The 19,869-nt window shown below is 71.9% G+C and carries 19 protein-coding genes; 8 read left to right on the forward strand and 11 right to left on the reverse strand.

The window, feature by feature from the left end; genetic code table 11:
• Nucleotides 1-476: 476 nt before the first annotated feature.
• Nucleotides 477-1,817, forward strand: coding sequence for an aromatic acid exporter family protein (locus tag BC793_RS20400; protein ID WP_239170188.1), 1,341 nt, complete (start codon nt 477-479; stop codon nt 1,815-1,817).
• A 163-nt stretch (nt 1,818-1,980) separates the two neighbouring features.
• On the opposite strand, the gene BC793_RS20405 is transcribed toward BC793_RS20400, so the two are convergent.
• Nucleotides 1,981-2,796: an SAM-dependent methyltransferase gene (locus BC793_RS20405; RefSeq protein WP_239170189.1), complete on the reverse strand. Its 816-nt coding sequence runs from the start codon at nt 2,794-2,796 to the stop codon at nt 1,981-1,983.
• A gap of 68 nt (nt 2,797-2,864) precedes the next feature.
• On the opposite strand from BC793_RS20405, the gene BC793_RS20410 reads away from it, so the two are divergent.
• On the forward strand, nt 2,865-3,779 hold the full coding sequence (locus BC793_RS20410; protein WP_109594689.1) for an aldo/keto reductase: 915 nt from the start codon (nt 2,865-2,867) through the stop codon (nt 3,777-3,779).
• Nucleotides 3,780-3,953: 174 nt separating this feature from the next.
• A complete protein-coding gene (locus tag BC793_RS20415) occupies nt 3,954-5,567 on the forward strand; it encodes a xylulokinase (protein ID WP_239170190.1) in 1,614 nt (537 codons plus the stop codon).
• Nucleotides 5,568-5,607: 40 nt separating this feature from the next.
• On the opposite strand, the gene BC793_RS20420 is transcribed toward BC793_RS20415, so the two are convergent.
• Both BC793_RS20420 and BC793_RS20425 read right to left on the reverse strand, forming a co-directional pair.
• Complete coding sequence (locus tag BC793_RS20420) at nt 5,608-6,768, reverse strand: hypothetical protein (protein ID WP_109594513.1); 1,161 nt, start codon at nt 6,766-6,768, stop codon at nt 5,608-5,610.
• Nucleotides 6,769-6,823: 55 nt separating this feature from the next.
• Nucleotides 6,824-8,299 (reverse strand): M1 family metallopeptidase, encoded by a 1,476-nt coding sequence (locus BC793_RS20425; RefSeq protein WP_109594515.1) that lies wholly within the window; start codon nt 8,297-8,299, stop codon nt 6,824-6,826.
• A 162-nt stretch (nt 8,300-8,461) separates the two neighbouring features.
• On the opposite strand from BC793_RS20425, the gene BC793_RS20430 reads away from it, so the two are divergent.
• Complete coding sequence (locus tag BC793_RS20430; protein WP_109594691.1) at nt 8,462-8,869, forward strand: DoxX family protein; 408 nt, start codon at nt 8,462-8,464, stop codon at nt 8,867-8,869.
• On the opposite strand, the gene BC793_RS20435 is transcribed toward BC793_RS20430, so the two are convergent.
• From BC793_RS20435 to BC793_RS20460, 6 genes are all read right to left on the reverse strand, one after another.
• Nucleotides 8,844-9,641, reverse strand: a complete 798-nt coding sequence (locus tag BC793_RS20435; protein WP_109594517.1) for a hypothetical protein — start codon at nt 9,639-9,641, stop codon at nt 8,844-8,846. The genes BC793_RS20430 and BC793_RS20435 overlap by 26 nt on opposite strands.
• Entirely contained in the window at nt 9,638-10,744 is a 1,107-nt protein-coding gene (locus BC793_RS20440; RefSeq protein ID WP_109594519.1) for a glycosyltransferase family 4 protein, read from the reverse strand. Before BC793_RS20440 ends, BC793_RS20435 begins: the two co-directional genes overlap by 4 nt.
• Nucleotides 10,744-11,082, reverse strand: coding sequence for a hypothetical protein (locus tag BC793_RS20445; RefSeq protein WP_109594521.1), 339 nt, complete (start codon nt 11,080-11,082; stop codon nt 10,744-10,746). The genes BC793_RS20440 and BC793_RS20445 overlap by 1 nt, the downstream gene beginning before the upstream one ends.
• Complete coding sequence (locus BC793_RS20450) at nt 11,079-11,786, reverse strand: hypothetical protein (protein WP_109594523.1); 708 nt, start codon at nt 11,784-11,786, stop codon at nt 11,079-11,081. The genes BC793_RS20445 and BC793_RS20450 overlap by 4 nt, the downstream gene beginning before the upstream one ends.
• A 12-nt stretch (nt 11,787-11,798) precedes the next feature.
• Nucleotides 11,799-12,944, reverse strand: coding sequence for a glycosyltransferase (locus BC793_RS20455; RefSeq protein ID WP_239170191.1), 1,146 nt, complete (start codon nt 12,942-12,944; stop codon nt 11,799-11,801).
• 80 nt (nt 12,945-13,024) lie between these two features.
• On the reverse strand, nt 13,025-13,945 hold the full coding sequence (locus tag BC793_RS20460) for an NAD-dependent epimerase/dehydratase family protein (protein WP_109594526.1): 921 nt from the start codon (nt 13,943-13,945) through the stop codon (nt 13,025-13,027).
• A 103-nt stretch (nt 13,946-14,048) separates the two neighbouring features.
• Here BC793_RS20460 and BC793_RS20465 point away from each other — a divergent pair, with 103 nt between their 5' ends.
• Both BC793_RS20465 and BC793_RS20470 read left to right on the forward strand, forming a co-directional pair.
• Nucleotides 14,049-15,332, forward strand: a complete 1,284-nt coding sequence (locus tag BC793_RS20465; RefSeq protein ID WP_109594528.1) for a hypothetical protein — start codon at nt 14,049-14,051, stop codon at nt 15,330-15,332.
• Nucleotides 15,333-15,337: 5 nt separating this feature from the next.
• Nucleotides 15,338-15,661 (forward strand): hypothetical protein, encoded by a 324-nt coding sequence (locus tag BC793_RS20470; RefSeq protein WP_146246361.1) that lies wholly within the window; start codon nt 15,338-15,340, stop codon nt 15,659-15,661.
• Nucleotides 15,662-15,664: 3 nt separating this feature from the next.
• On the opposite strand, the gene BC793_RS20475 is transcribed toward BC793_RS20470, so the two are convergent.
• Nucleotides 15,665-15,892 (reverse strand): hypothetical protein, encoded by a 228-nt coding sequence (locus tag BC793_RS20475; protein ID WP_146246362.1) that lies wholly within the window; start codon nt 15,890-15,892, stop codon nt 15,665-15,667.
• Between the two features lie 225 nt (nt 15,893-16,117).
• Between BC793_RS20475 and BC793_RS20480 the strand changes: the two genes are divergently transcribed.
• A complete protein-coding gene (locus tag BC793_RS20480) occupies nt 16,118-17,161 on the forward strand; it encodes a zinc-dependent alcohol dehydrogenase family protein (protein ID WP_109594534.1) in 1,044 nt (347 codons plus the stop codon).
• 29 nt (nt 17,162-17,190) lie between these two features.
• On the opposite strand, the gene BC793_RS20485 is transcribed toward BC793_RS20480, so the two are convergent.
• A complete protein-coding gene (locus tag BC793_RS20485; protein WP_109594536.1) occupies nt 17,191-17,979 on the reverse strand; it encodes an SAM-dependent methyltransferase in 789 nt (262 codons plus the stop codon).
• A gap of 175 nt (nt 17,980-18,154) precedes the next feature.
• Between BC793_RS20485 and BC793_RS20490 the strand changes: the two genes are divergently transcribed.
• Nucleotides 18,155-19,732: a flavin monoamine oxidase family protein gene (locus BC793_RS20490; protein ID WP_109594538.1), complete on the forward strand. Its 1,578-nt coding sequence runs from the start codon at nt 18,155-18,157 to the stop codon at nt 19,730-19,732.
• Nucleotides 19,733-19,869: the final 137 nt, after the last annotated feature.

The raw sequence follows: 19,869 nt of genomic DNA on the forward strand, positions 1-19,869 counted from the left end.
AATGGCTGCGAGCGACGGCTGACGGGCGACGGCCAATAAGCGACGGCCGACGAGCAACGAGCGACCGGCAACCAGCGACCGGCAACCGGCGACGAGCGACGGGCAACCGGCACCGGCGGCGACGACGACGACGACGACGACGAGAGCTCACACAACGCTTGCGTGCGCTCCTGCCGACGCCCATACCCGGTTGAACGCACACGATCGACGGATCGTGTGCGTTTGTCTGCGCCATGACGAAGCGGGAGCCCCACGTTCAGCGAATGTGGGCGCTGACCCACGTCGCCGGCGGCTCGCGACACGTGATCATCTCGGTCGGGAGCGGGCGGCCAACTGACATCCGTTGTCGGCGACGCCGCCGGGCGGAGCGCCACTCCGACGAGGGCGACGGTGATCACATTTGCCCGATTCAGGCGATTGGCCGGGATGGCCGCCGATAGTTTTTGCGTCGGATACCCGTACGCGAAGAGAAAGTCTTGTCGTTGTTTCAGTCGCTCGTCCAGTCCACCGATCCGATCACGGTTGTCGCTGTCGGCCTCACGCTCTGCGCGGTCGTCGCGACCCTGCTGCGGCGCAAGGTCAAGCCGGCCGTCGAACTCACCGTTCGTGCGCTGCTCGCCCGGCTGCTTCCGCACCTTCCCGCTCCGGTGCGGCGGCTGGCCCGCCGATGCCGGGACCGGATCGAACCGGACACCGCCCGGTCGGTGCTGGTCACCGCGGCGGCCGCCGGCATCGCCTGGACCGCGGCGGACACGCTGGGTCTGGTCGGCCCGGTCACCGCGGCGATCTCGGCGACCCTGTCGGTGCAGATGAGTTCGCACGCCTCGGTACGTGAGGGCGCGCAACGCCTGATCGGCACCCTCGCCGGTATCGCGGTGGCAGTGGCCGTGTGGGGGGTGTTCGGCATCGACCAGTGGGGTATCGCGCTGATCGCCGGCTGCGGCCTGGCGCTGGGCCGGCTGCTGCGGCTGGGCGACAGTTCGGCCACGGTGCCGCTGACGTCGCTGGGCATCCTGGTCGGGGGCACCGCGGTCACCGAGGCGTTCGTCTGGCAGCGGGTGGGCGCCACGGTCCTCGGCATCGTCGTCGGTGTGATCGTTTCGCCGCTGGTCAGTGGCATGACTCCGGTGGAGCGGGCGCGCTGGAAGCTGTCCCACCTGTCGACCGAGATCGCCGCCCTGCTGGGACGTCTCGGGGCCGGAGTGCGGGAGGGCTACGACCGGGAGCAGGCCGCCGAGTGGCTGGCCCGGTCCCGCGAGCTGGACGAGGACCTGGAGGACGCGGTCGCCGCCGTCGACGAATCGGCCCGGCACGCGCGCTGGTCGCTGACCACCCCGGTGGCCCGGGTGACGCCGCTGGACGAGACGCTGCGCGCGCTGGAGCACGGGGTGCACCAGGTCAACTCGGTGGCCCGGTCGATGTTCGACGCGGCCGCGACGCCGGGCTCCCCCGGCGTGCCGGAGCAGATCGGCCAGGTGCTGGCGACCGCCGCGGACGCATTCACCGCGCATGCCGCACTGGTCGCCGACCGGCGCGCCGACGCCGGCCACGACACCGAAAGGCTGCACGAGCTGCTGGACGGTCTCCGCGAGGAACGCCACCGTACGCTGCGCAAGGTCCGCACCGAGATCGACGACACCGGTGTCCTGGTCCTGACCGGCTCGATCATCACCGACATCGACCGGATGGCCGGCTCGCTGGCACGCTCGGCACCGGCGCTGACCGTGGGTGTCCGCGAGCCGGGCCCCAGCATCCCCGCGGTCTCCGAGGTCCTCCCCGCCGTCCGCCTGATCTGGGAGAAGGCTCTGAGCCGCTGAAAGGCGCCGACCGAATCAAACCGGCTGGCTCTCACCGCTGTCTCGCGGTGCTTGAGACAGCGGTGAGAGCCAGCCGAAACCACACCAGCGACCGCGACGGTCCAGCCGGAACGACACCAGAACGTCGGCGGTTCGGCCGGAAGCACTCCGGCGGCCCCGGCGGTCAGGGTTTGCGGCCTACGGCGGTCCAGATGTTGATGTCGGAGCGGGCCGGGATCACGGCGTCCGGCTCGGGGCGCCACTCGCTGGCCGGGACGACGCCCGGGTCGATCAGTTCCAGGCCGTCGAAGAGGGCCGCGAACTCCTCGCGCGGACGGGTCCACACGTCGGACCGGCCCTGCGCGATCAGCTGCTGGTAGAGGGCCTGCTGCTCGGGGGTGCCGAAGTCGGAGGTGGCGTGCGTGGCGACCAGGAAGCTGCCGGACGGCAGAGCGTCGAGCAGCTTGCCGACGATCGGCTGGGCCGCACCGTTGCCGTGGATGAAGTGCAGGACGGCGATCAGCATCAGGCCGACCGGCTGCTTCAGGTCGAGGGTCTCGTGCAGCACCGGGTGGGCCAGGATCGACTCCGGCTCGTTCAGGTCCGCCTCGATGTACGCCGTACGCCCCTCCGGGCTGCTGTTGAGCAGGGCCCGCGCGTGCACCATGACCAGCGGATCGTTGTCGACGTAGACGATCCGGCTCGCCGGAGCGTGCCGCTGCGCCACCTCGTGGGTGTTGTCGGCCGTGGGCAGGCCGGTGCCGATGTCGAGGAACTGCCGGATGCCGGCCTCCTCGGCGAGGAACCGGGTGGCCCGCTGGAGCAGAGCCCGGTTGGCGACGGCGCCGTCGCGCACCTTCGGGAAGTGCCGTTGCAACTCGTCGCCGGAGGCCCGGTCGGCGGCGAAGTTGTCCTTACCGCCGAGCCAGTAGTTGTAGCGCCGGGCCGGGTGCGGCTGGGTGGGGTCGATGCCCCGGGCGGCGGCGGTCCTGTCATCCACGCCCGCTATCTAACACGGACGATGCACCCCACGCCAGATCCACTGTGTCCCCGGCGGTGTGGTGTTGGATGGTGATCGTGGAACTGTTCGACGGAATCAGCGGTGTGGCACGGCTCGGCCTGGGGCTGGCCGCGGTGGGCCGGCCCGGCTACATCACTCTCGAGCGCGATGCCGATCTGCCGGCGCGGCGCACGGTCGAGGCGATGCGGGAGCGGGCGCACGCGCTGCTCGACGACGCCTACGCGGCCGGGGTGCGTTACTTCGACGTGGCCCGGTCGTACGGGCGGGCCGAGGAGTTCCTGGCCGGCTGGCTGCCGGGGCACGACGACGCGATCGTGGGCAGCAAGTGGGGTTACACCTACACCGCGGACTGGCGGGTCACCGCCGACGTGCACGAGGTCAAGGACCACAGCGCGGGTACGTTCGCGCGGCAGCTCGGCGAGACGCGGGCCCTGTTCGGCGACCGTCTGGGGCTTTACCAGGTCCACTCGGTGACCCCGGACAGCCCGGTGCTCACCGATCGGGAGCTGCACCGCGCGCTGACCGGGCAGGGTGCCGTCGTCGGGCTGTCGACGAGCGGGCCCCGCCAGGCCGACACGATCCGGGCGGCGTGTGCGATCGAGGTGGAGGGGGTTCCGCTGTTCCGCAGCGTGCAGGCCACCTGGAACCTCCTGGAGCCGAGCGCGGGCCCGGCGCTGGCCGAGGCGCACGCGTCGGGGCGGGCGGTGATCGTCAAGGAGGCGCTGGCCAACGGGCGCCTGGCGGCACTGCCGGACCTGGGCATCCACCCGGAGGTGACAGCGCTGGCCGCGGCGCTGGCGCAGCCGTGGGCGACGGTCGTGCTGTCCGGGGCGGTGACCCGGGAGCAGGTGGCGGTGGGCGTGCACGCGGCCGGCGTGTCCCTGGACACCACGCGACTGCCCGATCTCGCCGAGTCGCCCGAGCGCTATTGGACGACCCGGTCGCGCCTGCCGTGGACCTGATGGGTGGGGGCGGGTAGCCGTACCGCCAGGGGGGTTCTGTGCCGCCGTCGGACCTGGTGGCGCGGCAGGCGCCGCAGCCGATCAGCCTTGCAGCGCTGCAAAGAGTCCAAACGGATTTCAGGTGTGTACCGGGCCGGTCACGTTCCACCTGTTGGCGTGCGGTATGACATGACCATGACTGATACGGATGCACGGCCGCCGGCCGGCTTGCGCGAAGCGATCGACGAGGGCCGGACGGCTCTCGGGATCGAGTTGGGGTCGACGCGGATCAAGGCCGTGCTGACCGGACCGGATCATGCGGCGATCGCGGTCGGCAGCCACGACTGGGAGAACCAGTTCGTCGACCGGACCTGGACGTATTCGCTGGAGGCGGTGTGGGAGGGCCTTCAGGGCTGTTTCGCCGCCCTGGCAGCGGACGTCCGTAACCGATACGGGACGGAGCTGCGGTCGGTGGGGGCGCTCGGCGTCTCCGCGATGATGCACGGCTACCTGGCGTTCGACGCCGACGGTGAGCTGCTCACCCCGTTCCGCACCTGGCGCAACACCAACACCGGTGACGCGTCCGAGCAGCTCAGCGAGCTGTTCGGCTACAACATCCCGCACCGCTGGAGCATCGCCCACCTGTTCCAGGCCGTCCTCAACGACGAGGAGCACCTGGGCCGGCTCGCCCACCTGACCACGCTCGCCGGGTATGTGCACTGGAAGCTCAGCGGCCGGCAGGTGCTGGGAGTCGGCGACGCGAGCGGCGTGTTCCCGATCGACGTGGCCACCGGTGGCTACGACGCGCGGATGCTGACGCAGTTCGACGAGCTGGCCGCCGGGCGGGTGCCGCTGAAACTGGCCAACCTGCTGCCGGCCGTGCTGCCCGCCGGTGAGGCGGCCGGCACGCTGACCGAGGCGGGTGCGCGCCTGCTCGACCCGAGCGGTGTGCTCCAGCCGGGCGCGACGCTGTGCCCGCCGGAGGGGGACGCCGGCACCGGCATGGTGGCGACCAACTCGATCGCCCGCCGCACCGGCAACATCAGCGCGGGCACCAGCATCTTCGCCATGATCGTGCTGGACGGGCCGCTGAGCCGAATGCACCCGGAGATCGACCTGGTCACCACCCCGGCCGGGGACCTGGTGGCCATGGTGCACTGCAACAACGGCGCCAGCGAGCTGAACTCGTGGGCGGGCCTGTTCGCCGAGTTCGCCACGGCCCTCGGCGCCACCGCGGACGCCAACACGATCTTTGAGACGCTGTTCAAGTCGGCGCTGACCGGTGCCGCCGACGGTGGCGGGCTGATGGCGTTCAACTACCTGTCCGGTGAGCCGATCACCAAGCTGCACGAGGGGCGGCCGCTGTTCCTGCGGGAGCCGGGCAGCGCGCTCACGCTCGGCAGTTTCATGCGGACCCAGCTGTATGCGGCTCTGGCGACCCTGCGCCTCGGCATGGACGTGCTGCAGAAGGCCGAGTCGGTGCAGCTGGACAGCATGTTCGCGCACGGCGGCCTGTTCAAGACCGAGGGTGTGGCGCAGAAGCTGCTGGCCGCCGCGATCAACACGCCGGTGTCGGTCGGCAACCTGGCCGCCGAGGGCGGGGCGTGGGGTATCGCGGTGCTGGCCGGGTTCGTGACGGCGCGGCAGCCGGGGCAGAGCCTCGCCGACTTCCTGAACACGTCGGTGTTCGCCGGCGCGCAGCTGGACACGGCGGCACCGGACCCGGACGACGTGGCCGGTTTCAACGCGTTCATGCAGCGGTACGTGGCGGCGCTGCCGGTCGAGCGGGCCGCGGTCGAGCACAGCTGAGCAGGCCGGTGGCCCTCCGCACCGAGGGCCACCGCCCGTCTCAGTCGTGGACCCTCCAGGTGGCCTGGAGCGCGGATTCGCGGATCTCCTCGGCTTCGGCCAGGTCGATGCCGTCGGTCATGGTCACCTGCACGTCCGAGATCACCTCGCGGTAGACGGTGATGCCCCGCAGGCGCGGCGGCTCGTCCTGGTAGACGATGCCGCCGACGGTCATGTCGGTGGAGATGGTCGGCGGCGCGGCGACCTTCCCGGCGGCCGTCGTCGGGCATTCGCCGACCCGGCTGTCCATGGCGCCGATGATGCCGCTCGCGCCGGCGTTGATCCCGACCGCCACCGTGACGGTGGCGGCACCTCTGGCGAACGTGCGGCGGGCCGCGGTCCGCTCGTCGCCGAACCGCTGGACGGTGCCGTCGCAGTCGTGCTCGGTGAATACGGCGCGGGTCGCCACGGTATCGTCGGCGACGATCCGGAAGCCGGTCGGGAGCTCCGCCAGGGTGAGCAGGCCCCTCTTCAGGTCGTCGAGCGACGGGCCGTCGGCGATCTTCTTCACGTGCTGTGCCGCCGCCTTCGCGATGTCGCCGAAGCGCGCCTGGTTGCTCTCGCTGGTCCGCGTCTCCTCGATGGTCACGACGACCGGCCCCCAGCCCGTCACCGCCGAGTGGCGGCGGCTCGGCACGCCCTGCTCGTATCGGCTGATCCGGACCATGCCGGCCGCGGGGAGGCCGACGTCGGGCAGCGGCAGTCGCGTGTTCCTGATCGTGTATCCCTCTTCGGTGACGACCGGGCATCTGGTGGGCGGCTCGGCGGTGCGGCCGATCCAGTAGGGGACGGCTTCCGGGCCGTAGGCGAGCAGCTGGATCGCCAGCCGGCTGCCGTCGGCGTGACGGAAGGCCCGGCGTACGGCGGTGATCTCGAATGAGCCGCTGCCGCCGAATTCGCTGTATCCGTAGACGGAACAGGCGTCGGTGTCGACCATGCTGATCCGGCCGTCGTCGTCGCCGTCGACGGTGTAGCCCTTCGGCAGGTGCCCCACGTCGAGCAGACCGCGGCGCAGATCCGTGGCCGTGTAGTACTCGTCGCCCAGCGGCGGTGAAGCGGCCGGGGACGGGGCGAGTCCGTCGGTGGCGGCCGCCGTGCCGGTGACGGCAGCGGCGGCCGCCAGGACCGGGACGGCGCAGATCAGCGCGATGATGCGTCTCATCGGCCCACGGTAGGCGGCATTGCAGGCGATATCTTGGGTTATCGCCCGGATTCGGTCAGTGGTGCGCGGCTACGATCTTCGGCCAGGACTTCGGCTCGGCCGGGACGGACAGGGTGCTCACCCCCCGGTCGGGGCGGCCGGGTGTGTAGAGCCACTCCTGGAGGAACGCGTCGAGGTCGACGCCGGAGATCCGCTCGGCCAGCGCCTGGAACTCGGGCGTGGTGCCGTCGCCGTGGCGCCGGGTGTCGGTCCAGGCGCGCAGGATCGCGAAGAAGTCCTCGTCGCCGACCAGTTCACGCAGGTGGTGCACGGTCAGCGCGCCCCGGTCGTAGACGGCGCCGTCGAACAGCCGGGTCGGGCCCGGATCGCCCGGCAGAACCTGCCAGAACGGGTCGTCGGCCGGATACACCGTCGAGTAGACGTAGTCGGCGAGCTCGGCGGCGCTCCCCTCACCCTGCTCCTCCGACCAGAGCCACTGGGCGTACGACGCGAAGCCCTCGTTGAGCCAGATGTCCTTCCACTGGCCGACCGAGACGGAGTCGCCGAACCACTGGTGTGCCAGTTCGTGTACGACCAGTGAGTTGTTCGAGCCGCGGAGGAAGGAGCGTCCGTCGTACACCGGCCGGGTCTGGGTCTCCAGGGCGAAGCCCTGATCGCCGGCGCCGGTGACCACGCCGCCGCGGGCGCCGAACGGGTAGGGGCCGACGAGCCCCGCCAGCCAGTCGGTGATCTCGTCGGAGCGTTCGACACTGGTCCTCGCCGCCGCGGCGGTGGCCGCGTCCAGACGGGTGTTGTACGCCGTGACGATCGGGCTGCCGTCGGCCGAGGTGTCCTGGTAGGTGTCGAAGTCCCCGATCGCGAGGAACGTCAGATAGGTGGCCTGCGGCTTGTCCTGCCGCCACGACCAGCGGTCCCAACCGCCGAACGCGGGCACCGCCCAGCGGGTCGGCGTGCCGTTGGAGATCGCCTCCACGCCGGTGGGCACCAGGACCGACACGTCGAAACTCGCCTTGTCGGTGGGGTGGTCGTTGCTCGGATACCACCACCAGGCGATCTCCGGCTCGTTGACGGCCAGCGCGCCGTCCGGCGTCCGGTTCCACGAGGTGAACCCGGCGGCGACGACGGTGGACGGGATGTCGTCGTACTCGACCACGATCGTCAGCGGGGCGCCCCGGGCGATGGTGCGGGCCGGGGTGACGACCAGTTCGTGGTCGCCCTGCTTCGTGAACGTCGCGGCCCGGTTGTTGACCCGCACCGACTGCGTGGCCAGGGCGAAGTCGAGGTTGAAACGGGACAGGTCCTGGGTGGCCGACGCGAGGATGGTGGTGGTGCCGGTCAGCCGGTCGGTGGCCGGGTGGTAGCGCAGGCGTATGTCGTAGTGCGCGACGTCGTAGCCCCCGTTGCCGTAGTCGGGGTAGTAGACGTCGCCGGCGCCGGGGCTGCCAGGCGTGGGTGCGGCCTGGACGCCGGCCTGGACGCCGAGGACGACGGCGAGGACGGCCGCCGTCACGGTGACGGTTCTGCGGAGCAAGGGTGTCTCCCTTCACGGAGAGTTCCGATCGGGGAGAACGTACCAATACATCTAAAAGAATCTATGAACTCGGCCGTCCGGGCCCGTTCTTCAGAAGCGGCCGATTAGTTCCGGTGGGCTCACCGGTCTGTACGGGTACCACTAGGAGCGAAGGACTTGATCATGACTGTTGCCGAGAACGCGCCCGCCGTATCCGCCGTCCGTTTCCACCGGACCCTCTGGGCCCTTCAGGGGCTGCTCGGGGTGTTCCTCATCGTCGCGTCGGCGGCACCCAAACTCGCCGGCGAGACCAACGCGGTCCAGACCTTCGACGACATGGGCGCGGCCACCTGGTTCCGGTACTTCGTCGGCCTCGTCGAACTGGCCGGCGGGATCGGGCTGCTCGTCCCCCGGCTGGCCGGGCTCGCCGCGGCCGGGCTCGCGCTGCTGATGGTCGGCGCCACCGCGACCCAGCTGTTCGTCCTGCACGGCGGGGCGCTGGCCCTGACCCCGGTGATCATCGGCGCGATGTGCGTGTTCATCGCCTGGGGGCGCCGCGACTCGATCAGGCGACTGCGGGCCCGGTCGTGAGCCGCCGCGCCGCGGCGGCGCGGGCGAACTGGTCGTCGAAGCGGCGCGGGAACGGGAGCATCAGGTGCCGGCCCGGCCACGGGCGCATCTGGCGGACGGCGTTGAACCCGGCCGCGGTGATCACCCGGCCGGCGGTACGGAACAGCGGCCATGCGGGGTACGCGTCCAGGTGGGCGACGTCCGTGGGCAGGCCGGCGGGACGCTCGGGGCAGACCAGGACGAGCCGGGGACGCACCCCTTCGGCGGCGGCGCAGTCCCGGGCGTACCCGATGAGCTCGCCGGTCTCCGCCCAGGGGCCGGAGTGCACGATCAACCAGGCGTCCCCGGCCACGCCGGGCGGGGCGGGACACGGCGGGTCGGTCAGGGTGAGCGGCGCGGAGGGGCCCGCCAGGTGGGCGCGATGCGCAGGCGACAGGTCCTCCAGCAGCCACGTCTGGTCGAACGTGATCGGGTCGGCGGGCAGCACCCGCCGGTAGGCGTCCCAGCGCAGCAGGCGGGCCAGATGAACGGTCCGGGTCCCGGACGGGATCGACGCCGCCGACAGTTCGCCGTCGAGACCGGCCGGGAAGGCGTCGACCACGAGCGTCGACGGGCGCAGGGACGGCAGGGTGGCGGCGGGCAGCAGGCGGTGCGGGCCGAGGACGCGGGGATCGGCGGTGAACGGCGACGTGGTCAGGATCGTCGCCGTCTCCCCCGGGTGGCGGGTGTGCAGGTAGGCGCGGATCCGGGTCAGGTGACCGAGCCCGCCGCCCTGGACATAACAGACGATCATGCGCCGTAGGTGGGGGCCGCGAGAACGGATTCCAGGACCTTCAGGTAGCCGTCGGTCTCGCCGGTGACACCGAACCGGTCACGGACCCGCCGGGCGGCGGCCTCGCCGAGGGCCGTCAGCGATTCGTCGGTGGCGATGGCGGCGCGGTGGACGGCGGCCCGGCAGGCGTGCGGGTCGCCGGCCGGGAAGCGGAAACCGATCTCGTCGTCGACCAGGTCGGCGAGGCCGCCGGCGTCCGAGGCGAGCAGCGGGATGCCGAGGGCGGCGGCCTCCAGGGCCACGTTCGGCAGGCCGTCGTAGAACGACGGCAGTGCCACCAGGTCGCAGGCCGCGTAGACGGAGAGCAGCTGGTAGCGGTCCTGGAACGGCAGGACGGTGTGCGCGACCTGCGGATGGCCGGCGAGCCACTCGCCGATGCCGGGCTCCAGGTCACCGGCCAGGATGAGGTGGAAACGGTCGGCGGGCAGGGCGTCGAGCAGCAGCCGTACGCCCTTCTTGTTCTTCAGCTGCCCGATCACGCCGATCGTGCGGTGCCCGGGTGCCACGTTCGCGGCACGCCAGGCCGCGGCGGCGCGCTGTTCGGACGGCAGGATCCGCCACTCGCCGGTGTCGATGCCGTTGGCGACCCACGTGACCGGAACCCGGGGGGCGAGGGCGGTGACCTGCGGGGCGGTGCCGGAGGCGACGATGCAGACGTGCGCCGAGGAGCGCAGGGCCTCCAGGACGACCGCCTGGCGGCGCAGCGAGAACACGCCGGTGTCGAAGTCGTTGCCGCGCAGCAGCGTGACCAGCGGCAGCCCACCCCAGCGGGCGTAGACGGGGGCGGCCAGCATCGGATAGGTCCCGCCGAACGCCACGACGTGGGTGTAGTCGCCGATCGCCGGTTCGAGGACCGTCCACAGATGCCGCAGCGCGTGTTCCGGGTCGTCGCCGAGCGGCACGGTGCGCAGGCCGTTCTCCCGGTGCCGGCCGGCGCGGCGGCTCAGGTGCACGACGTCGACCCCGACGCCGGCGCCGCGCAGGCCGCGGACGATCCGGTCGCAGGAGTTGGCCATACCGCCGGGGCTGGGTGGGTGGTTCTCGGTCACCCAGAGCAGCCGCATCAACTGTCCACCAGGGCGTCGTCGCCGTCGTCGAGGTAGTCCGGCGAGGCGCCCGCGCCGGGGTCGAAGGCGGCCCGGTCGTAGGTGTCGAATCCGGTGTACCAGGTGGCGTCGGCATACTGCTCGGACGACCGCTGCCGGTAGGCGCGGCGGCGGCCGGCGGCGGCCGCGGCCGGGTGGCCGAACTGCCCGCGGGCGGCCGCACACTCCGGGCAGAGACCGCCGTCGGCGATGTGGCCGGCGCAGATCGCCCGCCCGCAGGCCGGGCAGCCGGCGACCGCCATCAGGCCGCACTTGCCGAGGGTGAAGAACCCGGTGGTGACCGCGCAGGGCGTCATCGTGCACTCCAGCGGAACGGTTCGGTGGCCACGGCGAGGATCCAGTCGACCTGCTCGTGGTGGCTCTGCGGTCGGCGGTCCACCTTGGCGGCGGCGGTCACGCTGCGGCGCGGGCCGTCACGGACGACCGTCCGGATCCAGCTCGGCGGACGGGACGCGGGCCGCTGTCCGGGGACGCCCGGGGGCAGCTTGCGCCGTACCTTGATGATTTGGATCTGTTTGGTCTTGCGTTTGATCTTGGTCTTGCCGCGCGGGTTGCGTTTGGTGACCCGGCGTGTGCGCAGGCGGTCGACGACGAGGACCTCCAGGACGCTGCCGTCGCGCAGGTCGGCGCGCAGCCGCAGCCACGGGTCGACGGTCCAGGTGTCGGTCGCCGACTTCACCGGCGGGCGGACCGGCAGGTCACGCGGCGGGTGGCTCTTGCCGGGCGCCTCGTGGCCGCGCAGGTCGGCGGTGACCGTGAGGGTGTCCCGGCGGCCGAGGTCGGTGCAGATCTCGGCGATCAGCGGCACGATCACCTCCAGCATCCGCGGCGGGAGCGCCCACTTCTGCCGGGTGACCAGGCCGGCATGCCGGTTCAGGCTGGCGGCCAGCGCCTCCCATCCGGCGGCCGGCTGCGTCGCGGAGAACGCGCGCTCGTGGATCAGCGCCTGGTGCAGCGGATGGAAACCGGCGATCGCGGCCTTCTGCTTGCGCCAGAACATGACCGGAACCTATCAGTGGGCCACTACCAGGTCATAGACCTCTGCGAGACGGGATCGCGCGTGCTTCCACGTGTATCCGCCGATGATCTTCTGGCGGGAGCGTTCGCCCAGGTCACGGCAGATCTCCGGGTATTCCAGGAGGACCCGGACGGCGCGGGCCAGCTCGGCCGGGCGGTCCGGTGGCACGAACCGGCCCAGATCACCCAGAACCTCACGGATCACCGGCAGATCGGAGGCGACGACGGCGGTGCCGGCCGCCATCGACTCCCACACCTTGATCGGGCTGCAGCCCTGCTCCAGATTGCGCGGCGTCGCGGTCAGCGGCGCCACCGAGAGCTCGGCGTGCGCCAGCCAGGCGGCGACGTCCTCGTGCGGCAGCTGGAACCGCCACGTCACCGGCACACCCAGCCGTTCGGCGAGCCGGACCAGCGGGCGCGACCGCGACGGCGTCACCGAGGAACACACCACGAGCGACAGGTCGGTCAGATCGGCCAGCCGGGCGAAGGCCCGCAGCAGCACGTCGACGCCCTGCCACGGTTGCAGCGCGCCGACGTAGACGACATACCGGCCGGGCGCGTCCGGTGGGCGCGGCACGTCGGCCGCCACCGGATCGGCGCCGTTCGGGACGAGATGCACGCGGTCCGGCGCCACACCGCGATCGGTGACGGCGGTCCCGATGACGTACGACGGAACGACCACCGCCGAGGCCCGACGCAGACAGTGCTCCTCGATCTCACGGATCTTCGCCAGCGTCGACGGGGCGGCCATCGGCCACGCGTAGGGCAACTCGATCGACGGCAGCCCGTTGGCCTCGTAGACCAGCCGCGCGCCCGTGGTTAGGGCCGGCAGCGCGCTCCACGGGTCACGGACGTGACAGATCTCCAGGGTGTCGTGATGGGGTTCGAGCCGGTCGGCCACCCACGCCGAGAAGGCCCGCGCCCGGTCCAGCAGGTTCGGCACCACGTCGGTGAAGCGGACGATCTCGACACCGCCCTCGCGCTGGTAGGCGGGCAGGTCGCCGCCGCCCAGCACGCACAGCAGGCCGCCGCCGTGCCGGTCGAACAGCTCGGCGGCCATGTGCCGGATGTGCACCGCCGACCCCTTCGCCGACGGGAACCTGTCGAACGCGATGTAGGCCGCGCGGTGCGCGTCGGTCACGGTGTCCCCCTCGGTGCGTCCGCCCGCCTCATCCAGATCCTCCCCGCCCGGCGTGCCCCATCGGCGGCCTCACCGGCGCATCATCCCCGACGCCGTGCCCGGTGCCAGGCGATCTGCCGGGTCAGGCCCTCCTCCAGGCCGGTCGTCGCGGTCCATCCGAGCAGGCCGGTGGCCCGGTCGGTGCCGGCCCAGGTGCGGGTCACGTCGCCCGGGGCGCGGTCCTTCGGCACCGTGGGCGGTGGGGTGCCGAGCAGCGTACCGATGAGATCGAGAGCGTCCCGCAGACGGACGGTGACCGGGTGGCCGACGTTGAGGACCGTTCCCGGCGGCAGCGGCGTCCGCGCCGCACGGACGGTCGCGTCGACCACGTCGCCGACGAACGTGAAGGAACGGCTCTGACCGCCGTCGCCGTAGAGCGGCGCGGGCGTGCCGTCGAGGGCCGCCTCGATGAACCGGTGAAAGGCCATGTCCGGGCGCTGCCGCGGCCCGTAGACCGAGAAATACCGCAGGACGACGACGGGGAGACCATCGGCGGCGGCTCGCTGTGCGAGCGCCTCGGCGTCCGATTTCGATCGCGCGTACGGGCTACGCGGGTCGATCCGGTCGTCCTCCGTGCACGGCCGGCCGGCATCGCCGTAGACCGACGAACTGGACGCCAGCACGAAACGGGGCCGCCGGGCCGCACACGCGTCGAGCAGGCGTGCCGTGGCTGTGACGTTGTCCCGGTGCGCGTCCGGGGCACCGGCCCCGAAGGACGTGCGCACGCCGGGGCGCCCCGCGAGATGCAGCACGACGTCGGCGTCGGCCAGTGGTGCCAGGTCGCCGGTGACGAGATCACACTCGGTCACCGGAATGCCGGCGCGGGCCAGCTCGGCGATGTTGGCCGGGGAGGCGCCGCGCGACCGTGCGTCGACCGCCAGCACATCGTGTCCGGCGACGGCCAGCGCCCCGGCGAGGTGGCTGCCGATGAACCCCGCCGCCCCCGTGACCACTACCCGCACGAACGCACTCTAGTTGCCACCCGAAGTGGCACGGTCCTCCCCTGTCCGCGCCGCTCGTGGAATGCCAGTCTCGATGCGGGCGGGTGGAGTCTGGGGGTGCCCGGTGTTCAGAGACCATCGACAGAGGGATCGCACCGTCTCCGGGACCGACGGCGGTTCCTCCGGCGGTTGGCTGCTGCGCAGACGCGAGGTGGCCGAGCCGGTCCACCCTCGCGAGCCGGGCCGGGCGACCGGTCTGGGCAGCGCCCTCGCCGCCTGGCGGCAGCGCAACCGGAGGATCGCCGACGAGGGTCCGGCCGACGGGGACCCACCGATCTTCGACCTGAAGCACGTGATCGGACAGGACGAGCTGGGCGCGCGCGGACTCGAGGTGGAGAGCCGGCCGGAACGCGCCTACCGGCGGCAGTGGCCGGGATCGGCGCGTGCCGACGAGGTGCGCCTCGACTATCACGGGGTCGGGACGCTCCAGGTCGCCACGCACGCACACGACGAGATCAGCACCCGCGGGCTCGGGCTGATGTTCCCGGCGCACACCGTGCACGCCCGCAACTCGGCGGCGGTCGTCGTCGGCGACGGCTGCGAACTCACCCAGGTCGACCACGTGCACATCCGGCAGGCGGTGATCGCGGACGACGACGCACTGCGGTCACACCGGGTCCACCGGATCCTGGCGAAGGTGGTACCCGGCTCGGACAACTCCCGGGTGGTGCGTGACCTGCGGGCGACCCTGGCCCGGCTGGTCGAGCCACCCGCCGGGACCGGGCCGGCGCGGGCCGGGCGGAGGCTGCGCGCCGACTGCACGGCGCGGATCCACGACTGCGAGTCGGTGCAGCTCGGCGACGACACGATGACCCGGCTCGACTCGCACTACGTGGTCGAGCGGACCGTCATCCCGGCCGGTGCGCTGCTCGCCGACAGTGCCGACCTGGCCGGCCGCTACGTCGACCTGGTCACTGGGACGGACGGCGATCCGGGTGCGCTCGCCGACTTCCTCTGCGACCTGGTCGGGGCGGCGGACAACGCGGGCGACGACAACGTGCTCGGGTACGCGGACGGACTGCCCCGCCGACCGGCGACCCTGCTCGGGCTGTTCGGGATGTCCACCGTCGACGACATGACCGGCATCATGATCGGAACCGGCAACGAGCTGCACGCGGAACTCGACCTGACCAGCCCGGGGATGCGCCTCGACGACGGGCTGTCACAGCGTCTGGATGAGCTCCGGGCCGCGGCTTCCCCCGTACCTCCGGCGCCTTTTCCGGACCCCGCGCCGGCGCCTTTTCCAGACTCCACCCCGGCGCCTTTTCCAGACCCCGCCCCGGCGCCGCCGCCCGCTCGCCCTGTCGCGTCATCCTTGGATGACGAACTCGATCAGGGATGGTGGTGACGGCAGTGAAGTTGTGGCTGACCGCGGGTGGGTTCGCGGTGGCGTTCGTGCTCGCCGGCGTCTTCTTCCGGACCCGGGACTCACTCAGCGACGCCGACCAGTACGCGAGCATCGGCAGTTTCCTGCTGGCACTGATCACCCTCGGGATGACGGCGGTCCTGGCCGTGCGCCGGCGCGCCCCGGAGGACACTCCACCGGCCACCGGCAGCCGGATCACCGTCAAGAACTTCCAGAGCAGCGGCAACGTGCAGATCGGCGACGGCACGAGCGCCACGATGACCAACCACTACTACACGACGCCACCGCCGCCACCGGACCGTGAGGACTGACGTCTACGGATGCCGGTTGCGGGGATGGTTCTTCGCGGCGCGCTCGTTGCCGTGCCGGTAGTTGCCGGTCAGGCGGGCCATCAGCTCCTGCGGATCCTCGTTGTCGACATCGGCCAGGAAACGGGCCGCCTTGGCGCCGCGCAGCACCCCGGCCGGGCGGCCGTGATGCAGCATCTCGACGTCGCCGTTCTTGCGTATCCGGTAGGTGAATCCCTCGGGAGCATTCGTCACCGGCGGATCGTCGCCCACCCGCCGCCGCCGGCACCAGCGAATTAGCGGCCGGCCCGCCCCGGGTTCGTCGCCGGCGGATCGTCGCCGACCCGCCGCTGCCGGCACCAGCGAATCAGCGGCCGGCCCGCCCCGGGTTCGTCGCCGGCGGATCGTCGCCGACCCGCCGCTGCCGGCTCCGGCGAGGAACCGGCATGCGGCGTCGATGACGGCTGAGAGGATGTGCCGATGCGTGCCGTGGTGTTCGATGCGATCGAGGGTCAGCCCGAGGTGCGGGAGGTGCCTGAGCCGTCCGCGCCGCCGGGCGGGGTGGTGGTCCGGGTGATGGCGACCGGGATGTGCCGCAGCGACTGGCACGCGTGGGCGGGCCACGACGAGATCACGCTGCCGCACGTGCCGGGCCACGAACTGGCCGGCGTGGTCGCGTCGCTCGGTGCCGGCGTCGAGCGCTGGGCGGTCGGCGACCGGGTGACTGTGCCGTTCGTGTGCGGGTGCGGCCGGTGCGACTGGTGCCGGACCGGACAGGCGCAGGTCTGCCCCGAGCAGCAGCAGCCCGGGTTCACCCACTGGGGGTCGTTCGCCGAGTACGTGCCCCTGCACGCCGCCGACACCAACCTGGTGGCGATCCCCGACCCGGTCGGGTTCGAGGCCGCGGCCGGGCTCGGGTGCCGGTTCGCCACGGCGTACCGGGCACTCGCCGGCCGGGCGAAGGTCACCGAGGGGGAATGGGTGACCGTCATCGGCGCCGGCGGGGTGGGGCTCAGCGCGGTGATGATCGCCCGTGCCCTCGGCGGCCGGGTCATCGCCGTCGACCGCAACCCGGCGGCCCTGGCCGTCGCCGCCACCCTCGGTGCCGAGCACACCCTGCTCACCACGGCCGTTCCCGACGTGCCGGCCGCGGTGGCGGACCTCGCCGGCGGCGGCAGTCACGTCACCGTCGACGCGGTCGGCAGTGCGCAGACGTGCGCCGATGCGATCCTCAGTCTCCGCCGGCGGGGCAGGCACGTGCAGGTGGGGCTGCTGCCGCCGGTCGACGGGCACCCTCGCGTACCGATGGCCCGGGTGATCGGGTGGGAGATCGACGTGCTCGGCAGTCACGGCATGGCGGCCGTCGACTATCCGGAGGTGATGGCGCTCATCGCGGCGGGCCGGCTGGAGCCGCAGCGGCTGATCGAGCGGACCATCGGGCTGTCCGCCGCGGCGGAACTGCTACCCGTCTTCGACCGGGCCACCGTCGCCGGGATGACGATGATCGACCCGCGCCTGGCCTGAGGCCCGCCGCTGTCTTCGATGGCCGTGCCCTACTTGAAGGCCACGCCTCCGTACATGTAGACGGCTGCGTCGTCGACGCCCTTGTCGGCGTCGACCGGCTTCCAGCGGTGCACCGGGACGACGCCCGGCTCCACCAGGTCGAAGCCGCTGAACAGCGCCTCCACCCCCACGCGGGTACGGGCGATGACCGGCACACCGTTCTGGTTGTACGTCCGGACCGTGCCCGCACCCGCCGGGTCGTTCTCGACCGTCACCGCGGACAGCGCCAGCGCGCTCCCCGCCGCCAGCGGAGCCATCAGCCGGCCGATGATGTCGCGTGCCGGGTCGTCCTCGATCACGTGCTGGAGCACCGCGATCAGGGTGAGGGCGACCGGCCGGGAGAGGTCGAAACCCTTCGCCACGGCGTCCGCCTCCAGGATCGTCTCCGGCTGCCGCAGGTCGGCGTCCAGATATGAGACCGCGCCGGTGCCGACCGGGGTGAGCAGAGCACGGGCGTGGGTCAGCACGAGCGGGTCGTTGTCGACGTAGACGACCGTCGCCTCCGGGGCGATCCGCTGGACGACCTCGTGCAGGTTCGGCGAGGTGGGCAGGCCGGTGCCGATGTCGAGGAACTGCCGGACCCCGCGGTCGGCCAGGAACCCGGCCGCCTTCGCCATGAACCTGCGGTTGGCCCGCATCGAGATCGGCAGCCCCGGGGTGTGCTTCAACATCTGTTCGGCGGCCTGCCGGTCCGATTCGAAGTTGTCCTTGCCCCCGAGCAGGTAGTCGTAGATCCGCGCGGAGTGCGGGCGGTCGGTCTGCAGATCGCCGGACGACATTGAAGCTCCTCGAAAACGTTCAGCGGGGCTTCAACTTGACATACCGGGCATGTTTCGCGCTACCCCGCCCCCGCCGACCCCCCTCTCCCTCTTCGGCCTTCCCGGCGCCCACCTGGTTACCAATCCGCAATGTTCGATAGATGCCGGTGTTACTCATCGACGCGAGGCTCAGGCGATGAGTAACGGGGAACTCACACGGCGTACCTTCCTCACTTCGGTGGGTGTCACCGGCGGCGCCGGCGCCCTCTTCGCCACAATGGGAGCGCTCGGGCACGCGCCGGTGCGCGTCGCGACACCCGACTTCCAGGCACCACAGCGGGCCGACTTCCACCTGACCGGCCGTTCCACCCGCAGGATCGTCATCCTGGGCGGCGGCATCGCCGGGCTCACCGCGGCCTACGAACTGGGCAAAGCCGGCTACGACTGCACGGTCCTCGAAGCCCGCGACGTGAGCGGCGGCCGCAACCTCACGATCCGCGGCGGGCGGGTGGAGAAGGACCTCGACGGCCACACCCAGCGGGCCGACTTCTCCTCCGGCACCTATCTCAACGCCGGCCCGGCCCGGATCGCACAGTGGATGGTCACCCTCGACTACTGCCGCGAACTCGGCGTGCCGATCCAGCCTTTCGTCAACGCCAACGCCGACACGCTGATCTACCAGCAGGCGGCCGGGGCACCGGTCCGATTCCGGACCGCCAAAGCGGACCTCTACGGGTACGTGTCCGAGCTGCTCGCCAAAGCCACCGATCAGGGCGCGCTCGACACCGTCCTGACCGCTGAGGACAAGGCGCGGCTGCTGTCCTTCCTGGAGGACTTCGGTGACATCGGGCCCGAACACGACTACGCCGGTTCCCCGCGACGGGGCTTCGCGTCGTACCCCGGCGCCGGTGAGGACCGCGGGTCCCCGCTGCCCGGACCGCCGTCGCTGTCGGACGTGTTCGCCAGCGAGGTCGGGCGCTATCTCAGCTTCGAGTTCGGCTACGACCAGGCGATGATGATGTTCCAGCCGGTCGGCGGCATGGACCGGATCGCCGCCGCCCTCACCGCCCGGGTCGGCCGGCAGCGGGTGCGGCTCGGCGCCCAGGTCCTGAAGGTCACCGGTGGCCCCTCCGACGTGACCGTCACCTACCGGCAGGGCGGCCGGGAGCAGACGATCACCGCGGACTTCTGCATCGCCACCCTGCCGCCCCACCTGATGGCCCGCATCCCGCACAACCTGGGCACGAACATCACCGCCGCACTCGCTGCCTTCTTCCCGTTCGCCGCCGGCAAGATCGGCCTGGAGTACCGCAGCCGCTGGTGGGAGAACGACGAGCGCATCTACGGCGGCAGCACCCAGACCGATCTGGACATCGGCCAGATCTGGTATCCGTCGCACGACTTCCACGCCCCGCGCGGCCTGCTGGTCGGCTACTACCACTTCGCCGACGCGGCCGAGGCCTACGGCGCGCTGCCCCCGCCGGAGCGAACCGCCCGCGCGATCACCCAGGGTGTGAAGATCCACGGCCCGAAATACCGCACCGAACTGGCCAGCGCCTTCTCGATGGCCTGGCACCGCACCCCGCACCTGGAGGCCGCCTGGAACTACGCCCCCTGGGACGACCCGGCCGCCTTCCGCCTCCTCCTCCAGCCGGCCGGCCGCGTCTACTTCGCCGGCGACTGGCTGAGCCAGGCCGTCGCCTGGCAGCACGGCGCGTTCCTCTCCGCCCGAGCCGTCGTCACCGCCCTGCACCAGCGGGTCCTCAAGTCCTGAAGGCCCGCTCCGGCCGCCCTGACTTCCACGCCCGGACGGTGGACGGCGGCGGCCCACGTCTGGTCGACGTTCACTCTCGCCCACCCCTGCCCGGTCATCGCCGACGTTCACTCTCGCCCACCCCTGCCCGGTCACCG

This window comes from Actinoplanes xinjiangensis, assembly GCF_003148685.1.
GTDB classification, from domain to species: domain Bacteria; phylum Actinomycetota; class Actinomycetes; order Mycobacteriales; family Micromonosporaceae; genus Actinoplanes; species Actinoplanes xinjiangensis.

Excerpts from the sequence above, each read along its gene's own strand:
- BC793_RS20410 (WP_109594689.1), top strand. The coding sequence starts at position 2,865 with ATGGTGATCGTGGAACTGTTCGACGGAATCAGCGGTGTGGCACGGCTC.
- BC793_RS20430 (WP_109594691.1), top strand. The coding sequence starts at position 8,462 with ATGACTGTTGCCGAGAACGCGCCCGCCGTATCCGCCGTCCGTTTCCAC.
- BC793_RS20420 (WP_109594513.1), bottom strand. The coding sequence starts at position 6,768 with ATGAGACGCATCATCGCGCTGATCTGCGCCGTCCCGGTCCTGGCGGCC.
- BC793_RS20490 (WP_109594538.1), top strand. The coding sequence starts at position 18,155 with ATGAGTAACGGGGAACTCACACGGCGTACCTTCCTCACTTCGGTGGGT.
- BC793_RS20485 (WP_109594536.1), bottom strand. The coding sequence starts at position 17,979 with ATGTCGTCCGGCGATCTGCAGACCGACCGCCCGCACTCCGCGCGGATC.
- BC793_RS20480 (WP_109594534.1), top strand. The coding sequence starts at position 16,118 with ATGCGTGCCGTGGTGTTCGATGCGATCGAGGGTCAGCCCGAGGTGCGG.
- BC793_RS20435 (WP_109594517.1), bottom strand. The coding sequence starts at position 9,641 with ATGATCGTCTGTTATGTCCAGGGCGGCGGGCTCGGTCACCTGACCCGG.
- BC793_RS20415 (WP_239170190.1), top strand. The coding sequence starts at position 3,954 with ATGACTGATACGGATGCACGGCCGCCGGCCGGCTTGCGCGAAGCGATC.
- BC793_RS20445 (WP_109594521.1), bottom strand. The coding sequence starts at position 11,082 with ATGACGCCCTGCGCGGTCACCACCGGGTTCTTCACCCTCGGCAAGTGC.
- BC793_RS20450 (WP_109594523.1), bottom strand. The coding sequence starts at position 11,786 with ATGTTCTGGCGCAAGCAGAAGGCCGCGATCGCCGGTTTCCATCCGCTG.
- BC793_RS20440 (WP_109594519.1), bottom strand. The coding sequence starts at position 10,744 with ATGCGGCTGCTCTGGGTGACCGAGAACCACCCACCCAGCCCCGGCGGT.